21 protein-coding genes, 1 pseudogene and 2 riboswitches are annotated in these 21,463 nt (G+C 67.1%); of the genes and pseudogenes, 6 read left to right on the top strand and 16 right to left on the bottom strand.

The features are described from left to right. Positions 1-308 precede the first annotated feature (308 nt). Positions 309-510: riboswitch (cobalamin riboswitch) on the bottom strand. A 72-nt stretch (positions 511-582) separates the two neighbouring features. Further along, on the top strand, positions 583-1,155 hold the full coding sequence (locus AC629_RS41685; RefSeq protein ID WP_084810457.1) for a histidine phosphatase family protein: 573 nt from the start codon (positions 583-585) through the stop codon (positions 1,153-1,155). 6 nt (positions 1,156-1,161) lie between these two features. Here AC629_RS41685 and cobT read toward each other — a convergent pair whose 3' ends face one another. Genes cobT through cbiE form a run of 7 tightly spaced genes read right to left on the bottom strand, consistent with a single transcriptional unit; the run spans position 1,162 to position 7,339 of the window. Beyond that, positions 1,162-2,214, bottom strand: coding sequence for a nicotinate-nucleotide--dimethylbenzimidazole phosphoribosyltransferase (gene cobT / locus AC629_RS41680; protein WP_084810456.1), 1,053 nt, complete (start codon positions 2,212-2,214; stop codon positions 1,162-1,164). Positions 2,215-2,229: 15 nt separating this feature from the next. Further along, a complete protein-coding gene (cobF, locus tag AC629_RS41675; RefSeq protein WP_084810455.1) occupies positions 2,230-2,979 on the bottom strand; it encodes a precorrin-6A synthase (deacetylating) in 750 nt (249 codons plus the stop codon). Further along, entirely contained in the window at positions 2,976-3,707 is a 732-nt protein-coding gene (gene cobA, locus AC629_RS41670) for a uroporphyrinogen-III C-methyltransferase (RefSeq protein WP_084810454.1), read from the bottom strand. Before cobA ends, cobF begins: the two co-directional genes overlap by 4 nt. Continuing rightward, the gene (locus tag AC629_RS41665; RefSeq protein WP_084810453.1) at positions 3,704-5,014 is read right to left on the bottom strand and encodes a cobyrinic acid a,c-diamide synthase CobB; all 1,311 of its coding nucleotides are present in this window, start codon (positions 5,012-5,014) and stop codon (positions 3,704-3,706) included. The genes cobA and AC629_RS41665 overlap by 4 nt, the downstream gene beginning before the upstream one ends. Next, positions 5,014-5,796 (bottom strand): precorrin-4 C(11)-methyltransferase, encoded by a 783-nt coding sequence (cobM, locus tag AC629_RS41660; protein WP_084810452.1) that lies wholly within the window; start codon positions 5,794-5,796, stop codon positions 5,014-5,016. The genes AC629_RS41665 and cobM overlap by 1 nt, the downstream gene beginning before the upstream one ends. Then, positions 5,793-6,161 carry a cobalamin biosynthesis protein gene (locus AC629_RS41655; protein WP_084810451.1) on the bottom strand — a complete coding sequence of 123 codons (369 nt, stop codon included), beginning with the start codon at positions 6,159-6,161 and terminating at the stop codon, positions 5,793-5,795. Before AC629_RS41655 ends, cobM begins: the two co-directional genes overlap by 4 nt. Then, positions 6,158-7,339, bottom strand: coding sequence for a precorrin-6y C5,15-methyltransferase (decarboxylating) subunit CbiE (gene cbiE, locus AC629_RS41650; RefSeq protein ID WP_084810450.1), 1,182 nt, complete (start codon positions 7,337-7,339; stop codon positions 6,158-6,160). Before cbiE ends, AC629_RS41655 begins: the two co-directional genes overlap by 4 nt. On the opposite strand from cbiE, the gene AC629_RS41645 reads away from it, so the two are divergent. After that, complete coding sequence (locus AC629_RS41645) at positions 7,338-8,084, top strand: cobalt-precorrin-6A reductase (RefSeq protein WP_084810449.1); 747 nt, start codon at positions 7,338-7,340, stop codon at positions 8,082-8,084. The genes cbiE and AC629_RS41645 overlap by 2 nt on opposite strands. Here AC629_RS41645 and cobJ read toward each other — a convergent pair. The 7 genes and pseudogenes from cobJ to AC629_RS41610 form a co-directional block, all read right to left on the bottom strand. Then, positions 8,060-8,794: a precorrin-3B C(17)-methyltransferase gene (cobJ, locus tag AC629_RS41640; protein ID WP_084810448.1), complete on the bottom strand. Its 735-nt coding sequence runs from the start codon at positions 8,792-8,794 to the stop codon at positions 8,060-8,062. The two genes, AC629_RS41645 and cobJ, sit on opposite strands and share 25 nt — an antisense overlap. Further along, a complete protein-coding gene (locus AC629_RS41635) occupies positions 8,791-9,522 on the bottom strand; it encodes a precorrin-2 C(20)-methyltransferase (RefSeq protein ID WP_084810447.1) in 732 nt (243 codons plus the stop codon). Before AC629_RS41635 ends, cobJ begins: the two co-directional genes overlap by 4 nt. Positions 9,523-9,524: 2 nt before the next feature. Continuing rightward, on the bottom strand, positions 9,525-10,154 hold the full coding sequence (locus AC629_RS41630) for a precorrin-8X methylmutase (RefSeq protein ID WP_084810446.1): 630 nt from the start codon (positions 10,152-10,154) through the stop codon (positions 9,525-9,527). Continuing rightward, positions 10,154-11,317: a precorrin-3B synthase gene (gene cobG / locus AC629_RS41625; protein WP_084810445.1), complete on the bottom strand. Its 1,164-nt coding sequence runs from the start codon at positions 11,315-11,317 to the stop codon at positions 10,154-10,156. Before cobG ends, AC629_RS41630 begins: the two co-directional genes overlap by 1 nt. Continuing rightward, entirely contained in the window at positions 11,314-14,562 is a 3,249-nt protein-coding gene (gene cobN / locus AC629_RS41620) for a cobaltochelatase subunit CobN (RefSeq protein WP_084810444.1), read from the bottom strand. The genes cobG and cobN overlap by 4 nt, the downstream gene beginning before the upstream one ends. Continuing rightward, a complete protein-coding gene (gene cobW / locus AC629_RS41615; protein ID WP_084810443.1) occupies positions 14,562-15,611 on the bottom strand; it encodes a cobalamin biosynthesis protein CobW in 1,050 nt (349 codons plus the stop codon). The genes cobN and cobW overlap by 1 nt, the downstream gene beginning before the upstream one ends. After that, positions 15,608-15,983, bottom strand: a pseudogene (locus AC629_RS41610) (DUF1636 family protein). The gene cobW and the pseudogene AC629_RS41610 overlap by 4 nt, the downstream one beginning before the upstream one ends. A 95-nt stretch (positions 15,984-16,078) precedes the next feature. Continuing rightward, positions 16,079-16,298, bottom strand: a riboswitch (cobalamin riboswitch). 39 nt (positions 16,299-16,337) lie between these two features. On the opposite strand from AC629_RS41610, the gene cobO reads away from it, so the two are divergent. Together cobO and AC629_RS41600 are read left to right on the top strand one after the other, a co-directional pair. After that, the gene (gene cobO, locus AC629_RS41605; protein ID WP_084810442.1) at positions 16,338-16,973 is read left to right on the top strand and encodes a cob(I)yrinic acid a,c-diamide adenosyltransferase; all 636 of its coding nucleotides are present in this window, start codon (positions 16,338-16,340) and stop codon (positions 16,971-16,973) included. 11 nt (positions 16,974-16,984) lie between these two features. Further along, positions 16,985-18,433 (top strand): cobyric acid synthase, encoded by a 1,449-nt coding sequence (locus AC629_RS41600; protein WP_084810441.1) that lies wholly within the window; start codon positions 16,985-16,987, stop codon positions 18,431-18,433. On the opposite strand, the gene cobD is transcribed toward AC629_RS41600, so the two are convergent. Together cobD and cbiB are read right to left on the bottom strand one after the other, a co-directional pair. Continuing rightward, on the bottom strand, positions 18,422-19,387 hold the full coding sequence (cobD, locus tag AC629_RS41595; RefSeq protein ID WP_084810459.1) for a threonine-phosphate decarboxylase CobD: 966 nt from the start codon (positions 19,385-19,387) through the stop codon (positions 18,422-18,424). The genes AC629_RS41600 and cobD overlap by 12 nt on opposite strands. An 11-nt stretch (positions 19,388-19,398) precedes the next feature. Next, entirely contained in the window at positions 19,399-20,340 is a 942-nt protein-coding gene (gene cbiB / locus AC629_RS41590) for an adenosylcobinamide-phosphate synthase CbiB (RefSeq protein ID WP_084810458.1), read from the bottom strand. A 127-nt stretch (positions 20,341-20,467) separates the two neighbouring features. Between cbiB and cobU the strand changes: the two genes are divergently transcribed. Both cobU and AC629_RS41580 read left to right on the top strand, forming a co-directional pair. Continuing rightward, entirely contained in the window at positions 20,468-20,974 is a 507-nt protein-coding gene (gene cobU, locus AC629_RS41585; protein ID WP_074119717.1) for a bifunctional adenosylcobinamide kinase/adenosylcobinamide-phosphate guanylyltransferase, read from the top strand. Continuing rightward, on the top strand, positions 20,971-21,463 hold a 493-nt coding region (locus AC629_RS41580; RefSeq protein WP_143199864.1), incomplete at its 3' end, for an adenosylcobinamide-GDP ribazoletransferase. The genes cobU and AC629_RS41580, both read left to right, overlap by 4 nt.

The following is a 21,463-nucleotide window of genomic DNA, read 5'->3' as shown; positions in this document are numbered from 1 at the left end:
GGCGTGCGCTCTGCGCGTCGCGGCCGGCCGGCTTGGCCTGCTTCCGCGGTTGAGCGGGCGAGACTTCAACGGGCGGCAGGTGTTCGCGGACTTGCTGCGCCAGCGCGGCAGGCAAATCGGCGGCAACAAACGACGTGAGAGCGGTAGAGGCGAGCAGCAAGCGGCACGGTCGTACAACACGAATGGAAAACACGGTTCGGGACCTCGGTATGACGTCAGTGGCACGTCACAGCGAACGAGGTCTCATCCCCGGCTTTTCAGGCCTTCGATGAAGCCGAATGTCTGTACTCCCCGACCGACATCTTCGCGTGTGACCACGGCTGACGGCAGGTCTCCTGGCTCGCGGGTCGTGACCGCTTCGTCGCCTTCCCGGGACCGAGGACCCAGTGGCTTCTGACGAAGGATTCACCGCTTACAGTTGCGGGGGCAGCTACGGCATTGAGGACAACGTCCCCGCACCGCATTCCCTTTTCATTCCCTGATGGGGAAACCGTCAAGGCCATCTAGGATTACCATCAAGACGGAGTCAATGTACGTGTTGCGGCGTTATTGTCACAGCGACCAGCTTCCTTGGAGATGAGCATGGAAGGCGAGACCTTCCTCTGGCTGATACGGCATGCGCCCGTCGAAGGCGTGACGGGGACCATCCATGCGTCGGACGCGCCGGCCGATCTCGGCGATCGCGCGCAATTGGGGGCGCTGCGGCAGCGCCTGCCGCGGGATGCCGCGAGCTATGCCAGCCCGTCACGGCGTACGGTCGAGACGGCCCGCGCGCTGGGACTCGAGCCGGAGTTGGTCAGCGAATTCCGCGAGCAGGATTTTGGCAACTGGACCGGCCATCGCCATGACGAGCTCGCCGCGAGCGGCGGCGAGACTTACGCGCAGTTCTGGAATGATCCGGCGCGCGCAAGGCCCCCGGGCGGTGAAAATTTTGAGGATCAGGTTGCGCGCGTTCGGCAGGGTCTGTCGCGGATCGGAACGGGACCTGCGACTCTCGTGGTGCATTCCGGCACGATCCGCGCAGCACTGTGCATCGCGCTGGATCTTGCGCCACAAGCGGCCCTGCGTTTCGTGATCGATCCGCTTTCGCTGACCCGGATCGACCGGCTTGCGGCCGGCTGGCGCGTCGTCTCCGTCAATCAGCGCTCAGCCTGAACCTGATCAGCTAGGGCGATCCGGCACATTGGCCTGCGCAAACGTCGCCATGCCGTTGTGGAGGCTGCATGCCAATCGCACCAGCGGCAGCGCGATGGCGGCGCCCGATCCCTCGCCGAGCCTGAGATCGAGGCTGATCAGCGGCTGCACGTTCAGCGCGCGCAGCACCAGCTGATGCCCCTGCTCCGCCGATTGATGCGAGGCCAGCAGGAATGGCTGGCACGTCGGGTTGAGGCGCACTGCTGCCAGCGCCGCGACCGACACGATGAAGCCGTCGATCAATACAGGGATGCGGCGCTGTGCGGCCGCGATGATCGCGCCGCAGATCGCCGCGATTTCGAGGCCACCGACGCTGCACAGGATCTTTTCGGGCGTCGCACCCGCAACGCCATGGCACGCGATCGCAGCATCGATCACGCGCACCTTGTGCGCGCGGCCGGCCGCATCAACGCCGGTGCCACTGCCAGCGATCTCCTCGGCGCTCACGCCAAGCAGGCTCGCCGCTATCGCCGCCGAGGTCGTGGTGTTGCCGATGCCCATCTCGCCGAAGATCAGGAGATCGGGCTGACCTGCCTCCGTCCGCGCAACGGCGCGCTGGCCGGCCTCGAAGGCAAACGCCAGCTCCTCCGGCGTGAGCGCAGCTTCGACACTGAAATCGCGCGTACTGCTGCGCGGCTTGTCGGTGACGATGCCCGCCATCTCTTCCTGCGCCAGCGTGCCGGCGTCGACGACCTCCAGGTTTGAGCCAAGATCGCGCGCCAGCACCGAGATCGCGGCGCCGCCCGACGCGAAGTTCGCCATCATCGCGATGGTCACGGCTTGCGGATAAGCCGACACGCCCTGTGCAACGATGCCGTGATCACCGGCGAAGATGACGATCGGCACCCGCGCGGCACGAGGCTGCTCGGTCGCCTGCAGGCCCGCAAGCTCGATTGCGAGCTGCTCGAGCCGGCCAAGCGCGCCGGCCGGCTTCGTCAGCTGCGCCTGCCGCGCGACCGCCGCCTCGCGGTGGACCGCGGAGATCTCTGGGCATTTCCGGTAGACCCATTCAGGGAGCATGATGCCTCGCTTGCCTCACGGCCTGCGCTTGAGAATGTAGCTGTCCATGATCCAGCCGTGCCGCTCTCGCGCCGCTTGCCGCACAGCGACGATGCGCGAGCCGGTCTCGGCCAGCGCGCCCGACATGACGATCTGGTCGGGCATACCGAGATAGGCGCCCCACCAGATGTGGAGCCCCGCAGGATCGAGCGACTGGAACGCCGTGCCGCCGTCGAGCATCACCACGACGGTATCGACACCTTGCGGCCAGCCGCCCTCCCGCAAGCGGCGTCCGGTCGTGACCAGGAACGGTTCGCCGATATCGTTGAGCGGCAGCGCATGCGCCGCGCACAGCGCCTGGATCGAGGTGATGCCGGGCACGACCTCGATCTTCGGCGAAGGATTGAGCCGCCGTGCGATGCGCAGCGAGGAGTCGTAGAGCGAGGGATCGCCCCAGATCAGCAGCGCGACCTTGCCGTCGCCTGCGAGGTGGCTGGCGATCGTCCGCGACCAGGTCGCAGCGACGGCATCGTGCCAATCGTCCACGCCCTTGCGGTAATCCGCCTCGTCCGCATCGCGCACGGGAAGATCGAACTCGGCGATGCGCGTCTTCTCGTTTGCAAGCACCTCCGCGCAGATCGACCGCCGTAAGTCCGCGAGATCAGACTTTGCCGCTCCCTTGCGCGGGATCAGGACGAGATCAGCGTCGTTGATGGTGCGGATCGCGGCGCGCGTGAGCTGCCCGGGATCGCCGCAGCCGATGCCTATCACGGAGAGCGTCATCATGACGGATAGTCCCCCGCGAGCGCACCGAACAGGATCACGGCGGCCGTGGAAGCAGCACCGCCGCGCGCAAGCTGCTCGGCGAGCTCGGCGATCGTAGTGCGCACCAGACGCTCGTCGGGCCGCCCGAGGGATTCGGCGAACAGCGCCGGCGTATCCGAGGCGAGGCCATGTTCGATCAATCTTGCGGCAAGGGCCGGGAAGGTGCGCCGGCCCATATAGACCACGGTCGTCGCTTCGGGATCAGCCAGCGCCGCCCAGTTCAGGTTGGGCGGCAGTTCGCCGGTGACGTCGGCCCCGGTGACGAACTGCACCCGGCGCGAGGTGTGGCGCCGGGTCAGGGGAATGCCGGCTTGCGCGGCGGCGACGCAGGCCGAGGTCACGCCGGGAATGATCTCGTAGCCGATGCCGGCATCGCGCAGCGTTTCAAGCTCCTCCTCGAGCCGGCCGAAAATGCCGGCGTCGCCCGACTTCAGCCGCACAACTCGCACGCCGGTCGCGGCATAGTCGACCAGGAGGCGGTTGACGTGGTGCTGTTTCGTCGAGGGCCGCCCTGCCCGTTTCCCAACCGCGACGAGATTGGCGCCGGGCCGGGCGAGGTCGAGGATCGCGCCCGAAGCAAGGTCGTCATAGAGCACGACGTCTGCCTCGCGCAGCCGCGCGGCACCTTTGAGCGTGAGAAGCTCGGGGTCGCCGGGGCCGGCGGAAACGAAAGTGACAAAACCGCTCACCGGTCCTCCGCGATCAGATGGAAGAACGTGCCGGTGGCATGGCCGCGCCGCGAGCCGGTCTCGGCGATGACGGCACCCGTTGCGTCATGCACGACCGCCAGGGGCGTATCTGGCTGCGCGACGATCGTCGAATAGTGGAATTCGTGGCCGCGCAGGCGCGCGCCCACCTGATGCCCCGGCATCGGCGCGGCGAGCGCTGCGAGACGATAGCCCAGATGCATGCGGCGCTTGGCAAAGCTCGTCTCCAGTCCGAGCAGGCCTGTCATCTCATGGCGGACACCATCGGCGTCGGTCAAGGCGGCCCCTAGCACCATATAGCCTCCGCATTCGCCGTGCACTGGTCGCGTTTCGGCGAAGGCAGTCAGGCCGCTGCGAAAGCGCGCATTGGCCGCGATCTTCCCGGCATGAAGCTCGGGATAGCCGCCGGGCAACCAGCAGACATCGGCACTCGGATCAGGACCTTCATCGGCAAGTGGCGAGAATGTCGAGATCTCGGCGCCAGCCGCGCGCCAGGCTTCCAGCATATGCGGATAGACGAACGAGAATGCCGCATCGCGGGCAAGCGCAATGCGCTGGCCGGGCGGCGTCACGTTGAGGCCGTTCGCGGCAGGTTGCGGCGACCAGGCGGCGGCCGACCGCAGCACCGCATCGAGATCGACATGCTCGGCCACGAAGCGCGCGGCCTCGTCGATCAATTTTCCAATCTCGACCTGCTCCTCGGCCTGCACCAGGCCGAGATGTCGCTTCGGCAGGCTGATCTCAGCATGGCGCGGCAATGCGCCGAACACGGCGATGCCGGCCTCGTTGAGCGCACGCCGCACGAGATCTTCGTGGCGCGGGCTGGCAACGCGATTGAGCACGACGCCCGCAAGACGTACGCCGGCGCGGTAATCACGAAGACCAGTAGCGATGGCAGCCGCCGTCTGCGCCTGTCCGGATGGATCGATCACCAACAGCACCGGCCAGCCCAGCATCTCCGCGATATCGGCTGTGGCGCCGGTGCCGGAGACACCGCGCGCAGCGACACCGTCGAACAGGCCCATCGAGCCCTCGGCGAGCACGACATCGGCGTCAGTGCCGCGGCTGACAAGATGCGCGATCGTCGCGCGATCCATGGCCCAGCTATCGACATTGACGGAAGCGCGTCCCGTGGCGGCAGCATGGAAGGCGGGATCGATGTAGTCAGGCCCGCTCTTGAAGCACTGCACGTTCAAGCCGCGATTGCGCCAGGCCCGTGCGAGCGCCAGCGTCAGCGTGGTCTTGCCGACGCCGGAGGCCGGCGCGGAGATGACGAGGCCTGCCGCCATCACGACACCTCTGGAAAGCGCGGCTCGGCGCCGACCGGCCGATAGCGGCGATCGTAGTCGGCGGCATAGAGGCGGCTCTCGTCAAAATCTGCCGAGCCGAGTGTCCTGCCGACCAGGATCAGCGCAGTGCGCTCCATCTCGGCGCCAACGGCAGCATCGAGCGTTGCAAGCGTCGCACGGACGATGCGCTGGTCCGGCCAGCTCGCACGCCAGACGATCGCAACCGGGCAGTCCGCGCCGTAATGCGGCGTGAGATCGGCGACGACCTTGTCGAGCAGATGGATCGACAGATGGATAGCAAGCACTGCTCCGGTTGCGGCGAATGCGGCGAGCTTCTCGCCCTCGGGCATCGCGCTGGCGCGGCCCGGCGTGCGCGTCAGCACCACCGTCTGGGCGAGGCCGGGCAGCGTCAACTCGGCCTCCAGCGCGGCCGCGGCGGCCGAAAAGGACGGGACGCCAGGCGTCACCGTAGTGGGAATGCCGAGCGCGCGGAGGCGGCGGAGTTGCTCGCCCATCGCCGACCAGATCGAGAGATCGCCGGAATGCAGGCGGGCGATGTCTTTGCCCTCCGAGTGTGCGGCAGCGATCTCCGCGACGATCTCGTCGAGCGAGAGCGGCGCGGTGTTGACGATGCGCGCGCCGGGCGGGCAATGCGCCAGCACGCCCTCGGGCACCAGCGAGCCGGCATAGAGGCAGACCGGACAGGCTGCGATCAGGTCACGACCACGCAGCGTCAGCAAGTCGGGAGCCCCCGGCCCTGCACCGATGAAATGCACCGTCATGCGCCGTCTCCTTCCGCGATCGCCGCGGTCGCGGTGTGATCCCGCGAGACCGCGCGCGTCGCAATCAATCGCGCACGAGGACCGGCTGCCGCGAGGGCCGAGGCTTCGGCGACTGATCCCGTTCCGAACTTTTCCGCAATGAGCGCCGACTGCGTCGGCGTGTCGATACTGGCCAGCATTTCGGCCGGAACAGCCCTGATCGGCACACCGCATTCGCGCGCGAGCTGCTTCAGCACCTCCGCATCGGCCTTGTCGCTGACAGTCGCCACCGCCGAGAGGCCTTCGGAACCGCCGGCCGCCAGGAGCGCCTCGCGCAGCGAAGCCAGCGTGACATCCCGCTTGAATCCGAGTCCGGCAACCATCATCGGACCACGCTCCATTGCACCACAGGCCGTGCCGCCTCCCAGGACCGGTAGCGGCCGAGCGGGCCCACATGAGCAATCTCGGCCCGCATCAACTCGCCGCCGTGGCGCTGATGCAGCTCGCCAAGCAGCGCTTCCGTTTCCAGCGTCACCGCGTGCGCGACGAGCCGCGTCCCCGGCGAAAGCCGCGACCAGATGGCATCGAACATCGCGATGTCGAGGCCGCCGCCGATGAAGACGGCATCCGGCGCGTCCAGCGCAGCGAGAGCTTCGGGCGCATTCGCCGCGATAACCGTGATCCGATGCGACAGTCCGAACGCCGCGGCATTGCTGTGGATGTTCGCAGCGCGATCCTCACGTGTCTCGATAGCGGTCGCCATCCCGCCGCACAACGCCCATTCGACCGAGATCGACCCCGAGCCGGCACCGATATCCCATAACCGTTCGCCGGGACGCGGCGCCAGCGCCGAAAGCGCGAGCGCGCGCACCGGCCGCTTGGTGATCTGGCCGTCATGAACGAAGAGATCGTCTGAAAGTCCCGTGCTGCGGGGAATGCCCTGTGTGCCCTTTGCCTCAACCGCCACCGTGACCAGGTTTCCAGCGAGATCACCCGCAAAACTATCGGCGCGATATTCCCTGATGCTTTCGCGCGGCCCGCCAAGCGCGGTGAGAGCCCAGAATGCCGAGGCGCCCCATCCGCGCTCTGTCAGCCATTTCGCGATATCACTGGCCGCCTTCGCGTCTCGCACAAGGCAAATGATGCGCGCACCTCGCGCCAGATGCGGCACGAGGCGCTCGAACGGCGCGGCGTGAAGCCCAAGGCATGCGACGGATTCGAGGCGCCAGCCGAGCCGTGCGGCGGCCAGCGAGAATGTCGACGGCGCCGAATGCGCGGTCCACTCGCCGGCACCGAGTTTATCGGCGAGGCTTGCGCCGGCGCCGTGCCAGAATGGATCGCCGGAGGCGAGCACCGCGGTCGGCCGGCCACGGCAGCTCAGCACGACGTCGGCGTCGAACGGCACCGGCCATGGGCGACCGCGCCCGGTCACGCCGGCAAGCGCGAGATGGCGTTCGCCGCCGAAGACAGTTTCGGCATCGTCAAGCGCCTTTCGACTTGCCTCGGACAGCCCGGCAAGGCCATCTTCGCCGATACCGATGATGGTCAGCCAGGGATCAGCCATGACGCGCGCGCTCATTTTGGGCGGAACCGCCGATGCGAGCTTGCTCGCTGCGGAGATCGCGCGCGCCGGGCAGGACGCCATCTATTCGTATGGCGGACGCACCCGTGCGCCTGCCGATCAGCCGCTGCCGACCCGCATCGGCGGCTTCGGCGGCGTGAGCGGGCTTGCCGACTACATTCGCCGCGAAGCCATCACGCATGTGATCGACGCGACGCACCCTTTCGCTGCCGAGATGAGTCGTAACGCCGTTGATGCCTGCGCGGAAACCGGCACGCCGCTGATCGCGCTCGAACGCGCCCCCTGGACCAGGGCACCCGGCGACAACTGGATCGAAATTCCTGATGTCAACGCCGCGGTGGCAGTGCTGCCGGAGGCGCCGGCAAAAGTCTTCCTCGCCATCGGCCGCCAGCACATCGCGCCGTTCGCGGCGAAGCCGCAGCATACCTACACGCTGCGTTTCGTCGATCCGCCCGAAACGCCGCTGCTCTTCTCCGCAGATGTGATCGTGTCGCGCGGGCCGTTCACGCTTGACGGTGAGCTTGAGATGATGCGCAGGCGCGGCATTACGTGGATCGTCGCCCGCAATTCCGGCGGCGACGGCGCGCGCGCCAAGATCGACGCGGCCCGCATGCTCGGCCTGCCCGTGATCATGATCTCGCGGCCGCGACGGCCCGAACGGTTGCGGGTCGAGAGCGTGGCCGAGATCATGCAGTGGCTCGGTCATCGGACCTGCCTCGGCGCGTAGACCCAACGGCCGACCCGGCGTGTCTGCGAGTTGCCGACGATCACCAGCGTGCGCATGTCGGCCATCTCGGGTGTCGCTTCGTTCAGCGCCACTGTTTCAATCCTCTCGTCAGCGGCACTGATCGCGCGCGCGAAGATCACGAGACGCTCGCCACAACCGGCGTCTCTCAGCACCGCGAGCGCGCGCCCAAAACCCTCCGGCCTGCTCGCCGAACGGGGATTGTACATTGCGATCGAAAAATCGGCTTCCGCGGCGAGCCGCAGGCGCTTCTCGATCATCGCCCATGGTTTGAGATTGTCGGAGAGGTTGATCGCGCAAAAATCATGGCCGAGCGGCGCGCCGGCACGCGCGGCCGCCGCCAGCATCGCGGTGATGCCCGGCAGCACGCGGATCGGCAGCTCCCGCCATTGCGGCGCCTGTTCGAGCGCCTCGAACACGGCGGAGGCCATCGCGAAGACGCCGGGGTCGCCGGAGGAGACGACGACGACCTGACCGCCTTCGGCGGCAAGCCGCAGGGCCTCGCTCGCACGCTGCAGCTCTTCGCGATTGTCCGAGGGATGCAGCTTGAGCCCCGGTCGCGGCGGCACGCGCGCAACGTAGGGCGCGTATCCCAAAATGTCGGTCGCGGAGGCAAGCGCGGCGGAAACCTCCGGCGTCACCAGCGCATCGCTGCCCGGCCCGAGGCCCGCGATGGTCAGCGTGCCCGTCATTCGGCGGCGTCCAGATGCCGGCCCTTGCCGTGCACCAGCACGATCGCGAAATAAGGACAGTCGGCGGCATCGATATCAGCGAGACGCACCACGCGCTCGCCCGGCATGGTGCCGCGCTCGACCAGCCAGGCGTCATCCAGCCGGCCGGCGGATGCGAGCGCGCGGCGCACTTTTGCGAGATTGCGTCCGGTCTTCATGATGACGAGCGCATCGGAATCCCGCATGCGCCGTTCGAGCTCGTCCTCGGTCAGCGTGCCCATCAGCACCGTCGTCACATCGTCGCCGAGCGCGATCGGCTCGCCGACGCCATTCCAGCAGCCGACCATGCCGGGAATGCCGGCGATCACCTCGATCTCGACACGGCGCTGCAGGCGCATGTGCAGATGCATGAACGAGCCGTAGAAGTAAGGATCGCCCTCGCAGAGCACGACAACGTCGACCGCGCGCGCCAGCCGCGCCAGGCGCTCCGCCCATTCATCGTAGAAACCGGCCAGCAGCTGGACGTATTCTCGGCTGTCGAAGGCGATCTCCGTCGTAACAGGATATTCCATGGGATATTCGGTGACGTCGGCAGCGAGCATGCCCTCGACGATGCGCCGCGCCTGACCCGGCCTGCCCTTCTTGCGGAAGTAGGCGACATGCTTCGCACCGCGCACCGTCCGGTCCGCGCGCACGCTCATCAGGTCAGGATCACCGGGGCCGAGGCCGCAACAGATAATGCGTCCCATGTCTATTCGCTCCGGCTCGCCAGCGCATTCACGGCGGCGACCGTGATCGCGGAGCCGCCGAGGCGGCCCTCGACCGTCAGCGCCGGCACCGGCGGATCGGCCATCAGCGCGGCCTTGGATTCCGCCGCGCCGACGAAGCCGACGGGACAGCCGATGATGGCCGCGGGCCGCGGGCAGTTCCGGTCCTCCAGCATGTTGAGGAGATGAAACAGCGCGGTCGGCGCGTTGCCGATCGCAACGATCGCACCATCGAGATGCGGCCGCCACAACTCCAGCGCCGCAGCCGAGCGCGTGTTGCGCATCGATTGCGCGAGCGCGGGAACGGCCGCGTCGCCAAGCGTGCAGATGACGGCGTTGGCCGCGGGAAGTCTCGCGCGCGTAATTCCTTCCGAGACCATGCGCGCGTCGCACAGGATCGGCGCGCCCTTCTGCAAGGCCGCACGCGCAGCGGTCGCCATCCCGGGCGTGAAGCGGATATGCGCCTCCAGGCCGACCATGCCGGCAGCGTGGATCATCCGCACCACGACCTGCTCCTCGTCAGGCGTGAAGCGGGCAAGATCCGCCTCGGCCCGGATGGTCGCAAAGGATTGCCGGTAGATCGCCGCACCATCGGTCTCATAAAGATGCGGCATCAGTTCCCTCCGACCAGAATAGAGGGATCGCTGACGATGTCAGCGCCGTTTAACCCGCGCAGGACCGGCTCATCGCGCGTCGTGCCGTCGCGGACGAGATCGAAGCCGGCGCTGGTCGCCACCAGCGTCACCGCCGAGGCGCCGGAACGGGCGCAGCCCTTGGCGCAGCCGGAGACGTGAAGCCGTGTATCGGCTGCGATGCGCGGCGCGAGCGCCGCCGCCAGCGCGCGCGTGTCGGCATGCGCCTCGCGGCAGCGCGGTGCGCCACTACAGGCTATGACGCGCAACGCCGGGTCATAAGGCTCGGTGATGAGGCCTGCCGCGCTCGACATCTCGCGCTTGCCCTCGCTCAAAACCATCCGCCATGGCGTCATCCGCAGTGCATGTCCGCAGCCGGCGAGCTGATGCAGCGTGGTATGAGGCATCTGCCCGAACGCGACGCCGACCATCGCGCCTTGCCGATAGTGCCCGGGCCGCGACGCCGCCATCACCGGCGCAGGCTCGGTCTCGCCGCTCAACGAGACCGGCAATTCCGCACCTGCTGCGATGTGTGCTGCCATGCGCCCTCGCCCGCCTTTGACGCCGCCGGAGATGATGAACCAGCTCGCGAGCGCAAGCGCCGTGCTCACGGCCTCTCCGCGCGCGACGGAGCGGCCGAGTCTTGCGCCATCGGCCCGCACCAAGAGACGGCCGCCATGATCGCGCTCGATGCGCACATCGGCGGAATCGCCGGCCAGCACGCGCGACCGTCCGTCATCGATGGCGAAACCGAACTTGGTGGGAAGCGGAAGTGCGCTGTCGGCAAGCGCCTCTTCGAGTTCGCCGGCGAGCGCTTGCGTCTCATCACCGGAGTTCCAGAACGGCGTGACCAGGATGTTGCGCCGCGCCTCGATGTCAGCGTCGGGGTCGAGCAGCCGCAGCCGCGCAAGACCGTCGAGCAGAGCCGGATGGCCCTGTTCGTCGACACCCCGGATCTGGAGGTTCGCGCGGCTCGTCACATCGATGAGACCGTTGCCGTAGCGTCCGGCGAGTTCGGCAAGGCCGGCAATCTGGCTTGCTTCGAGACGTCCACCGAACGGACGCACGCGGACCACGAGCCCGTCGCCCGATTGCATCGGACGCAGCGCGCCGGGACACCAGCCCTTGACCATGCAAGCGCTCATGACGCCTCCCGCAGCGCGGCCGCGATCGAATTGCGACGCGTTCGCCAGAGTGAGGCCTCATGCAGGCGCGTGAAACAGGTCTCCATCGCGGCGAGCGCGGCCGGATTTTCGCGTGCCATGAAGGCGCGGACGTCGTCATTGCCGAGCGTCGCATCGTAGTAGAGGTCGAACAGATGCGGCGGCACGGCATCCGCGAGATGGGCGAACGCGGCCATGTGTTCGAGCGTCGCGGTGATCTCGGCGGCCCCGCGAAAACCGTGGCGTATCATGCCGGCGATCCAGGCGGGGTTGGCCCCGCGCGCGCGGACGACCCGCGATATTTCCTCGGTCAGCGTGCGCGCATGCGGCTGGTCGGGACGCGTTGTGTCGAGGTGATAGAGCGATGGTCCAGCAGCACCGAGATGCGCTGCGGCCGCGGCAATGCCGGCTTCATGCGCGGCATAGTCGGCGGCGAGCAGAAGATCGGTCTCCGGCAAATCCTGGACATGGACGAAGGCATCGGCCGACGCGAGCCGCGACTCAATGCCGGCGCGATCGGGCTTGATCTCGCCATCGGCCGAGAACGCCCAGGACGATGCCGCCAACCAGGCTTCGCCCGCAGCGTCGCGCGTTTCCGGCGTGAAGGCATCCGGGATCGCAGAGAGGCCCACGCCGTATTGTCCGGGGCGCGGTGCGAACACGCGGGACGCGCGGTGGCGATACGGATTCTCGTCGCCTTCGTCCTCACGCGCTGCGAGCGCCTCGGCGGCGGCTTCGAACAATTGCGCAAGGCCGGAAAAAACATCACGGAACAGGCCCGACACGCGCAGCGTCACGTCGACACGGGGACGGCCGAGCTCAGCCGGCGCGGTGATGTCGTAGCCGGTCACGCGGCCGGAGGCGTGATCCCAGCGCGGTGCAAGGCCGGCCAGATGCAGCGCCATCGCAAATTCCTCGCCCGCGGTGCGCATCGTCGCCGAGCCCCAGAGATCGACCACCAGCCCCTTCGGCCAATCGCCGTGGTCCTGCAAGTGACGACGGAGCAGCTCTTCCGCGAGCTTGACGCCTTGCGCATGCGCCGACGGCGTCGGCACGGCGCGCGGATCGACGGCGAAGAGATTGCGCCCGGTCGGCAACACGTCCTGACGCCCGCGATAGGGCGAGCCCGACGGTCCCGGCGCAACGCGTTGCCCCGCAAGCGCGGCACGCAGCGCGTCACGCTCCGCTTCGCCGCAGGCGCCGCGGCCGAACACATGCAGGCCATCGCCGAACTGACTCTCCTTGAGATCGCAGACGAAACGATCGATCCGCGGGATCGCTTCGGCCGGCGCGGCGGATGCATCCAGACCAAGATCATCCTCGAGGCCCGCCGCACGCGCCTCGTCGCGGATCGCAGCAATCAGCCGCTGGCGTCGGGCGGGGTCGAGACCATCGGCGGTCGAATATTCGTCGAGCAGCCGTTCGAGCCGGCGCATGCCCTCCGGCACAGCGGACGCCGCAAGCGGCGGGGGCAGATGGCCGATTGTGACGGCACCTAAGCGCCGCTTGGCCTGCGCAGCCTCGCCGGGATCGTTGACGATGAAGGGATAGATGACGGGCAGATCGCCGATCAGGGCTTCCGGCCAGCAGCTTGACGACAGCGCGACGGATTTTCCGGGCAGCCACTCCAGCGTACCGTGTGCACCCATGTGCACGACGGCATCGCAGCCCTGCCCGCGGAGCCAGAGATAGAACGCGACATAGACGTGGCGCGGCGTCCGGGCGAGATCGTGATAATCGGAATCGCGCGTGATCACATCGCCGCGCTCCGGCTGAACCGCGATGATGGACTGGCCACATTGGATCGCGGCGAAATGGAAAGCGCCATCGCGGCAGCTCAGATCACTCTCCGGCGCACCCCAGGCTTGGGCGAGATCGTCCTGCAAGACCTGCGGAAGGCGCACAAGCGCTGCGCGGTAATCGGCGACACTCCAGGTCAATTGCCGCTTGAGCAGCGTCTCGCCGAGCGCCTGGACTGGCACAACATCGAGGCCAGCCTCCGCAAAATCGGACAACAATGCCTCGACCGAAGCCAGAGCATCGAGACCGACCGCATGCGCGATCTGGTGCGGGCGCCCCGGATAATTCGAGAGCACGATCGCCAGCCGCTTCTCGGCGGCCGGCTTCTCTGCAAGTATCCGCCAGGCCGCGACACGCGCGGCGACAGCCTTCACGCGTTCCTCATCGGGCCCGTGCGCAAGATGCGAAAATTGCAGATCGGGATCGCGCTGTGCTGCCAATTTGAAACTCACCACGCCCGCGAACAGGCGGCCGTCAACCTCGGGCAGCACCACATGCATCGCGAGGTCGCCGGGCGACAGGCCCCGCAGCGACTCCGCCCAGTCCTCGCGCCGCGCGGTCGAAAGCGCGACCTGGAACACCGGACACGATGCGGCATCGAACGGCGTCGTACCGTCGTCCACGATCGCGGAGAATGCCGTCGCATTGACGATCGCGGCGGGAGGATGCTTCGTCAGATGATCACGCAGCCAATCCGCAACGCCCGCGGCCTTCAGCGACGTAACGAACACGCCATACGCATCAAAGCCCTTCTCGCGCAGCGCGGCGATCAGGGCATCGACCGGACCGGTGTCCGCGGCGGTGAGATAGGAGCGATAGAAGGTCACGAGCGCACGCGGCCTGCCCTCGCCGTCCTTGGGCGCAGCGACGACGCCGCGCTCGGAATCGTAAAACCCCATCTCGGGCACGATCATCTCACCAACGACCGGACCGGCATAGAGGCCGGAGGCGAGCGCAAGCTGTGCGATCGCCGCTTGCGCCGCGACCGGACCGCCGGTGTCACAGAGCACCTTGAGCCGCCGCAGCGTCGAGACCGGCAAGGTCGAGTACGCGTCGAGCCGCGTGTCGTCGCGGCCATCGGCCGGCAGTACGGCGAGCACGATGTTGCGGTCCTTCGCGAGTTGCTGCAGGGCTGCGAGCCCATACGACCAATAGGACTCACCGCCGATCAGGCGCACCAGGATGCCACGCGCCTGCGCAAGGGTGCGCTCAATATAGGTGTCGACCGAAAGCGGATGACGCAGCTCCGCGAGATTGGCGAGCCGCAGTGACGGCAGGCTGTCGCGGCCGCGGCGCCAGCCGGCCGCGAACGCAGCCAGATCGGAGTCCGAATACGAGAGTATCACGAGGTCGGCCGGGTCCTGACCGATGTCCCTTGGCGTCGCGGTCTCTTCGAGCCCGCGACTCTCGCGGAAGACGACGTGCATCAGATCCCAGATCCCAAAAGACCAAATCCCGCCCTGATCGCGGCCTCGTCGATATCGCCGTGCTCGCCGATCACGACGAGTTTTGATTGCCTGATACCTGCCCCCCAGGGCTTGTCGAACTGGTGGCGCACGCGTTCACCAACCGCTTGCAGCAGCAGGCGCATCGGCTTGCCCGCGACCGCGATATAGCCTTTGGCGCGCAGCACGTTCTGCTCGCGCGCCAGACGCTGGACCGACGCGACCAACGTTTCGATGTCGGTAACCTCAGGAAGGTCGATCACGACAGAAGCAAAATCGTCGTGCTCGTGCTCTTCCTCGCCGTCATGATGCGAGGGACGCGCGGCGAGATCATTCTCGGCGGCAGCCCCGAGACCAAGGATGACGCGCGCATCGATCGCACCGTCCGTGATGGGCAGCATCGGCACGCGGCGCGGCATCTCGGCGGCGATCGCCGCCTTGGCAGCTTCAATGCCCACGCTTCCCGCAAGATCCGCCTTCGTCAACAGCACGATGTCCGCGCAGGCAATCTGGTCCTCGAACACTTCCGAGAGCGGCGTCTCGTGATCGAGATTCTCGTCCGCCGCGCGCTGCGCTTCGACCGCATCCGGATCCGGCGCGAAGCGGCCGGCGGCCACGGCCTCGGCGTCGGCGAGCGCGATCACGCCATCAACCGTGATGCGCGAACGGATCTCCGGCCAGTCGAACGCCTTGAGCAGCGGCTTTGGCAGCGCCAGGCCCGACGTCTCGATCAGGATGTGATCGGGCTTTACGGGCCGCGCCAGCAATTGCTCCATGGTCGGAATGAAATCGTCCGCGACGGTGCAGCAGATGCAGCCATTGGCGAGCTCGACGATGTTCTCCTCGGGGCAATTCGCATCGGCGCAGGATTTCAGGATCTCGCCGTCGACGCCCTCGCTGCCGAACTCGTTGACGAGCACCGCGAGCTTCTTGCCATTGGCATTGGCGAGCAGATGCTGGATCAGCGTCGTCTTGCCGGACCCGAGAAAACCCGTAACCACCGTGACCGGGACTTTTGCGAGCGAGTTCATTCAGCGGCCTCCGGCACGACGGCAATGGGGGGGAATGCGGGCAAGCGACTGCTTGCGAAAGATCTCGGGACGGCTGCGCCATGGCACGAGGCCGTCGGGCGCCGCCGCATAGGCCGCAGCGCCGGCGACCACGTCGCGCGCGTTCGCATCCGACAGGCGGCCGTAGACATAGGACCAACGGCCGGGCGCGCTGAGCGCGACCGAGCAGCCCTGGCTGCATGCCGAGAGGCATTCAACGGGAACCACATTGACGCCGTCGGGCACGCCGGCATCGAGGATCGCACCATGCAGGCGCTTGCCGGGCGTCGCCTCGCCCTCGCTAAGCGTCTCACCGGCACGGCAGGTGATGCAGACGTGAAGTGTGACGGTCATCGCCTCTTCCAGGATAATGAGCGGGAGGCGATGAGGCACACGGACCCTGGTATGTGAGGCCCGTTTCCCCGTCGCGGAACACCCCGTCCGCCGGTCCAGAATCGTCCGCGCAGGCAGGTCTCCCGGCTTGCGGAGCAGGGCTTTGCCCTTCGATCCCCGCCTTCCCGATCCCCTAGGGGATCAGTGGTTTCGGGCATCTCTCCGGTCACGGTCGCGGGGGCGGCTGCGTTTTGGACTCAAATCTTGCCGATTCGAACCCTATCGCATTCCCTCTTCGCCTGTCATAGGACAGGAACCTGCGCCGGGCCACCATTTGCCCCCCGCCGCCACTTGTCAAGCCGAAGGAGCCGTCCGATGACATCTGAACCGGATACCCAAACGGCCGAGGACACCGACGCCCGGCACAATGCGAAAATGGCGAAGATCAAGGTCGCCCGCGACAAGATCATGGCAACCAAGAGCGGCGAGAAGGGCCTCATCATCGTCCACACCGGCGCCGGCAAGGGCAAGTCCTCCTCGGCCTTCGGCATGATCGTTCGCTGTGTCGCCCATGGCTTCCCCTGCGCAGTCGTGCAGTTCATCAAGGGTGCCTGGGATACCGGCGAACGGCGTCTGCTGACCGGCCATTTCGGCGATCTCTGCCAGTTCCATGCGATGGGCGAAGGTTTCACCTGGGAGACGCAGGACCGCGCCCGCGACATCGCCGCCGCACGCGCCGGCTGGGAAAAGGCCAAGGAGCTGATATCAGATTCCAACTTGCGCATGGTCGTGCTCGACGAGATCAACATCGCGCTCCGCTACGACTATCTCGATATCGCGGAGGTCGTCGATTTCCTCAAGACACAGAAGCCACCGATGACGCATGTCGTCCTCACCGGGCGCAACGCAAAGGACGAGTTGATCGAGATCGCTGATCTCGTCACCGAGATGACACTGGTCAAGCACCCCTTCCGCTCCGGCATCAAGGCGCAAGCCGGCGTCGAGTTCTGAAGACGCTGGCCATGGCGCGCGCATTGATGATCCAGGGGGCCGGCTCGGACGTGGGCAAGTCGCTCCTCGTCGCCGGCCTTGCGCGCGCATTTACGCGCCGCGGCCTGCGCGTGCTCCCCTTCAAGCCACAGAACATGTCGAACAACGCGGCCGTCACCGTCGACGGCGGCGAGATCGGCCGCGCCCAAGCGCTGCAGGCGCTCGCCGCCGGCGTCGAGCCGCACACCGATATGAACCCGGTGCTCCTGAAGCCCGAGACCGATGTCGGCGCGCAGGTGATCGTTCAGGGAAAGCGCGTCACGACCACGCGTGCGCGCGAATATGCGACACTGAAGCCTTCGCTGATGGGCGCGGTGCTGGAGAGTTTTGAGCGGCTGAAGGCGCGCGCCGATCTCGTGCTGGTCGAAGGCGCCGGCAGTCCGGCCGAGGTGAACTTACGCAAAGCCGACATCGCCAATATGGGTTTTGCGCGCAAGGCCGATGTACCCGTCGTGCTCGTCGGCGACATCGACCGTGGCGGCGTCATCGCACAGCTCGTCGGTATCAAGACGGTGATCGACCCCGACGATGCCGCGATGATCCGGGGTTTTGTCATCAACAAGTTCCGCGGCGATCCCACGCTGTTCGACCACGGCTACAGGCTGATCGAAGCGAAAACTGCCTGGCGCGGCTTTGGCGTGCTACCCTGGTTCGCACGCGCGGGCGAGCTGCCGGCCGAGGACGCGCTGGGTCTGAGTGACGCGCGAAAGCCGGGCCAGTGCAAGATCGCATGCCTTGCGCTGTCGCGGATCGCCAATTTCGACGATCTCGATCCGCTCAAGCTCGAGCCGAGCGTCGATCTCGTGATGGTGCGTCCCGGCGAAGCTATCCCCGGCGACGTGCGCCTCGTCATCATCCCCGGCTCCAAGTCCACGCACGGCGATCTCGCCTTCCTGCGCGCACAGGGCTGGGACATCGATCTCCTGGCGCATCACCGCAGGGGCGGCCACGTGCTCGGCCTCTGCGGCGGCTATCAGATGCTCGGGCAGAGCGTCGCCGACCCCGACGGGATCGAAGGTCCTGCGGGCGACACGCCGGGCCTCGGCCTTCTGGATGTCGCGACGGTGATGAGCCCGCAGAAAACGCTGACGCGTGTTACGGCCGTGCATGCCGCCACGGATCAGCCGATCGAGGCCTACGAAATCCACATCGGCCGAACCGACGGGCCGGACCGCGTCCGCCCGTTTGCGAGACTGAACGGCGAGCCGGAAGGCGCGATCTCGATCGATGGCCGTGTGCAGGGCAGCTATTTGCACGGCCTGTTCACGTCGGATGATTTCCGCAAGGTATTTTTGGCAAAGCTCGACATTACCGCCGGCGACGAGCCCTATCACGCGAGGGTCGAGAGCGCGCTCGATGCGCTCGCCGATCACATCGAAACCCATCTCGACGTCGAAGGCCTGCTCGCGCTAGCGCGTTAGCACTTCGGCGAGGCGTGCCCATTCGGATTCACTGCCCGGAAGCCCAAGGCGTAGCCATGTTGGCTTCTGCGCAAAGACGCGCGACCAGATCTGGCCGCGCGCCAACCTCTCCTGGGCGGCAAGCGCGTCAGCCGTCTCGTAGAGACGAAACAGCGGCGTGCCGCCAACCAGCACCCAACTCTGCGCTCGCGCCATGTCGTCGAGGCGGACACAGTCGCGTGCGAGCCGCTCTGACGTGCCCTTGGCCCAGGCGTCGTCACGCAATGCGCGACAGCCGATTGCGATCGCTGCTCCAGAGACCGGCCATGGACCCGACGCCGTCGCGAGCCTGGCGATCTCGGCCGCATTACCGATCGCGAACCCAAGCCTCAGGCCGGCAAGACCATAAAACTTTCCGAACGAGCGCAGGACCAGCAGTCCCGGCCGATCCGCTTCGGGGGCTAGCGACAGCTGCGGAACGGCGTCGGCAAAACTCTCGTCGATGACGAGTCGACCGACGCGTGGCAGCAGCGCCAGCAAATCCTTTGGCGCAAAACACCGGCCATCGGGATTGTTGGGATTGACGATAACCGCGAGATCCGCGCCTGCCAGCGCGTCGAGCTCCCCGACCTCCTGGACATCCCAGCCCGCAGCCGACAGCACCCCTGCATACTCATTATAGGTTGGCGCCAGGATGCGCGCGCGGCCGCGTGGCGTCAGCTGTGGCAGCAGTTGAATGGCGGCCTGCGCTCCGCCCATCGCGACGAGCGCCGCGCTCGTGCGATAGGCATGCCGGGCCGCCTGATGCAGGGCCTCGATCTCGGCACGCGACGGCAGCGCGCTCCACGCGCGCGAGCTCACCTCGCCCACCGGATAAGGCAGCCGGTTGATCCCGGTCGACAGATCGATCCAGTCTTCCGCGCGCCCACCGAAACGCCGCTGGGCCAGATCGAGATTTCCACCGTGCTCGCGCATGTCCTTTTCTTTCACGCGAAGGCGAGGATCGCAAGCATTCCGGCAAGCAGCAACATGGCGCGACGGTAGAGCATCAGTCCCTCACCGATGTCGGCGGCGAGCGGATCGCGACCGCCTTCGTTGAGCCAGGGCTCGTTGGTGATGCTGCCGTGATAGATGCGCGGGCCGCTGAGCCGCACACCGAGCGCACCGGCCATCGCCGCTTCCGGCCAGCCGGCGTTGGGCGAACGGTGACGGCGTGCATCCCGCGTCATGCACGACAGCGCCTCAGATCGCCGCGGCGCCAGAAGCACGAAAAGAAAGCCGGTCAGGCGCGCCGGAATGAAATTGGCGACGTCGTCGATCCGCGCTGCAGCCCAGCCGAAGGCTTCGTGACGTTCGCTGCGATGTCCGATCATGGAGTCGAGCGTGTTGATCGCCTTGTAGCCGACGATGCCCGGCAAGCCGAACAGCGCACCCCAGAACACGGGTGCCACGATGCCGTCGGACGCGTTCTCCGCGAGACTCTCGATTGCCGCGCGCGCGATGCCGGCTTCATCGAGCGCCTTGGGATCACGGCCGACGATGCGCGAGACCGCGACGCGTGCGGCAGCAATGTCGCCATTCAGCAAAGGCTTTGCGACGGCCGCGACATGATCATACAGCGAGCGCAGTGCGACCAGCGGCCACGCCAGGACACCCACCAGCACGATCTGGATCCAGCCCGACGGAAGCAGGGACTGAAGCACCCAACCAAGCAAAACGGAGAGCGCAATGACCGCGAGCGCGCCGGCAATGCCCGCGGCGCGGCGAAATGCCGGCGGGTCGGACGCGCGATTCCAGGCGGCGTCGATAGCCGCGATCAGCCGGCCCAGCCAGGTCACGGGATGGCCGATGCGCGCGAACAGCCACGACGGCCAGCCCAACAGGGCATCCACCGCCATCGCCACCACCATCGCGCCCGCAAACCCCACGCACGTCTCCCGTCTCACCCCGCCCCTGTTGCGCAAGACGGCGGCCGAGCGCAAGCCCCTGACTGACTGATTTCGGCTTTGTCTTTGGCCGCGTTTGGTGATTAGTGCTGGCCGACAGGAGGGTTTCATGGCGGTCATCTTGATCACGGGCGGAGCGCGATCGGGCAAGAGCGCCCGGGCCGAGGCGCGCGCGCGCAGCTTTCCGGGCCAGCCCGTCTACATCGCCACTGCCGAGGCGCTCGATGCCGAGATGGAAGCGCGCATCGCAAAGCATCGTGCCAAGCGCAAGGCCGTCGACTGGATCGAGCGGGAAGTGCCACTTGATCTTCTGCAGGAACTGATCGCAACCGACGGCGGCGGCCCAAGGCTCGTGGACTGCCTGACCTTGTGGCTCTCCAACATGATGCATGCGGAGCGTGACTGGGAACACGAGGTTATGAAACTCGCCGCCTTCCTGGGCGGCCAGAAGAGCCCCGTCGTCTTTGTCACCAATGAAGTCGGCCTCGGCATCGTGCCCGACAATGCGCTGGCGCGCAGCTTTCGCGATGCCGCCGGGATCATGAACCAGATCATCGCGGCGGTCGCCGACGAGGTCGAGTTCGTCGTCGCCGGCTTGCCGATGAAGCTGAAATGATGCCGCGCGCCGGATTCTTACGGGACGTTATTGCCGATCTCAGGATCGCAGCATCCTTCGTCACGATCGTGCCGGTGGCATCGTCGAAGCCGGTCGAGGACGGCGCCGTCGCGCGCGCAACCTGGGCGCTGCCTGTGGCCGGGCTGGTGGTCGGTCTTGCAGGCGGCGCGGTCTATGCGGTCGCGAGCAAGCTGGGATTGACGCCGACAACGGCCGCCCTGCTCGCGCTGGGCACGACCATCTTCATCACCGGCGCGCTGCACGAAGACGGCCTTGCCGATACCGCTGACGGACTCGGTGGCGGCCGGACGCGCGAACGTAAGCTCGAGATCATGCGCGACAGCCGGATCGGGACCTATGGCGGCTGCGCGCTGCTGCTGTCGCTCGGCCTGCGCTGGAGTGCGCTCGCGGCAATCGTCAGTCCGTGGGCAGTGATGCTCGCGCTGTGCGCAGCGCATGCCGCGGCGCGCGCAGGCGTGCCGGCCTTCA

Origin of the sequence: Bradyrhizobium sp. NAS80.1 (assembly GCF_001908205.1) — a bacterium.
Lineage (GTDB): Bacteria > Pseudomonadota > Alphaproteobacteria > Rhizobiales > Xanthobacteraceae > Bradyrhizobium.
This window is presented reverse-complemented; position numbering and strand designations above follow the sequence as displayed.

Bases quoted from the DNA above. Each gene is read 5' to 3' on its own strand.
- AC629_RS41685 (WP_084810457.1), top strand. From the start codon at position 583: ATGGAAGGCGAGACCTTCCTCTGGCTGATACGGCATGCGCCCGTCGAA.
- cobT (WP_084810456.1), bottom strand. From the start codon at position 2,214: ATGCTCCCTGAATGGGTCTACCGGAAATGCCCAGAGATCTCCGCGGTC.
- cobF (WP_084810455.1), bottom strand. From the start codon at position 2,979: ATGATGACGCTCTCCGTGATAGGCATCGGCTGCGGCGATCCCGGGCAG.
- AC629_RS41665 (WP_084810453.1), bottom strand. From the start codon at position 5,014: ATGGCGGCAGGCCTCGTCATCTCCGCGCCGGCCTCCGGCGTCGGCAAG.
- cobM (WP_084810452.1), bottom strand. From the start codon at position 5,796: ATGACGGTGCATTTCATCGGTGCAGGGCCGGGGGCTCCCGACTTGCTG.
- AC629_RS41655 (WP_084810451.1), bottom strand. From the start codon at position 6,161: ATGATGGTTGCCGGACTCGGATTCAAGCGGGATGTCACGCTGGCTTCG.
- AC629_RS41645 (WP_084810449.1), top strand. From the start codon at position 7,338: ATGACGCGCGCGCTCATTTTGGGCGGAACCGCCGATGCGAGCTTGCTC.
- cbiE (WP_084810450.1), bottom strand. From the start codon at position 7,339: ATGGCTGATCCCTGGCTGACCATCATCGGTATCGGCGAAGATGGCCTT.
- cobJ (WP_084810448.1), bottom strand. From the start codon at position 8,794: ATGACGGGCACGCTGACCATCGCGGGCCTCGGGCCGGGCAGCGATGCG.
- AC629_RS41635 (WP_084810447.1), bottom strand. From the start codon at position 9,522: ATGGGACGCATTATCTGTTGCGGCCTCGGCCCCGGTGATCCTGACCTG.
- AC629_RS41630 (WP_084810446.1), bottom strand. From the start codon at position 10,154: ATGCCGCATCTTTATGAGACCGATGGTGCGGCGATCTACCGGCAATCC.
- cobG (WP_084810445.1), bottom strand. From the start codon at position 11,317: ATGAGCGCTTGCATGGTCAAGGGCTGGTGTCCCGGCGCGCTGCGTCCG.
- cobN (WP_084810444.1), bottom strand. From the start codon at position 14,562: ATGCACGTCGTCTTCCGCGAGAGTCGCGGGCTCGAAGAGACCGCGACG.
- cobW (WP_084810443.1), bottom strand. From the start codon at position 15,611: ATGAACTCGCTCGCAAAAGTCCCGGTCACGGTGGTTACGGGTTTTCTC.
- cobO (WP_084810442.1), top strand. From the start codon at position 16,338: ATGACATCTGAACCGGATACCCAAACGGCCGAGGACACCGACGCCCGG.
- AC629_RS41600 (WP_084810441.1), top strand. From the start codon at position 16,985: ATGGCGCGCGCATTGATGATCCAGGGGGCCGGCTCGGACGTGGGCAAG.
- cobD (WP_084810459.1), bottom strand. From the start codon at position 19,387: ATGCGCGAGCACGGTGGAAATCTCGATCTGGCCCAGCGGCGTTTCGGT.
- cobU (WP_074119717.1), top strand. From the start codon at position 20,468: ATGGCGGTCATCTTGATCACGGGCGGAGCGCGATCGGGCAAGAGCGCC.